Genomic DNA, 805 nt, shown 5'->3' on the forward strand with positions numbered 1-805 from the left:
TCTCTGGGAACGCAGTGTTGATGGCGTCAGGAAAGCCTTTTAGCCCGTCAACGCAAGCGATAAGGATGTCTTTTACCCCACGGTTTTGAAGCTCAGTCAGCACGTTAAGCCAGAATTTGGCACCTTCCGTTTCAGAGAGCCACATGCCGAGCAGCTCTTTTGGGCCTTCCATGTTGACGCCTAACGCAAGATAGACCGCTTTGTTGATGACTTGCTTGTCTTGACGCACCTTAACCACGATGCAATCGAGATAGACGATAGGGTAAATTTCGTCGAGAGGTCGCGACTGCCATTCAATCACTTGCTCAAGCACCGAGTCCGTTACTTTTGATATCAGCGTTGGCGAGACATCGGCATCATACATTTCCTTGAACGTTGCGACGATTTCACGTGTGGTCATGCCTTTCGCGTACAAGCTCAATATCTTGTCGTCCATGGATTGGAATCGAGTTTGGTGCTTGCGGACGAGTTGAGGTTCAAAGCTGGCTTCACGGTCGCGGGGAACGTCGATATCGATTTCTCCATCATCGGTGATGATTGACTTGCCCGAGTAGCCATTGCGGGAGTTGGAGCTGGTTCTAGATTGGTGTTTTTGATATCCAAGGTGCTCATCGAGTTCAGCGTTTAACGCCGTTTCAACGGTCACCTTGGTTAACATTTTGCGGAAGTCATCAAGATCAGATTCTGTCTTAATTGACTTTGCTGCTTCACGAGCAAAAGCTTCGAGTGCTTTCTTATCCATATTGTCCATCCTTAGCCTTTAAGGCTTAAGTTTAGACAGTTACACAGAATTCAGGACACTCTC

1 protein-coding gene is annotated in these 805 nt (G+C 47.8%); it reads right to left on the reverse strand.

What is annotated here, in order from left to right; all coding sequences use genetic code 11:
- Window positions 1–742: IS256 family transposase (locus AACR75_RS11335; protein ID WP_047690354.1), on the reverse strand; the 742-nt coding region annotated here is incomplete at its 3' end.
- Between the last annotated feature and the right edge of the window lie 63 nt (window positions 743–805).

Origin of the sequence: Vibrio sp. ZOR0018 (assembly GCF_963865925.1) — a bacterium.
GTDB classification, from domain to species: domain Bacteria; phylum Pseudomonadota; class Gammaproteobacteria; order Enterobacterales; family Vibrionaceae; genus Vibrio; species Vibrio anguillarum.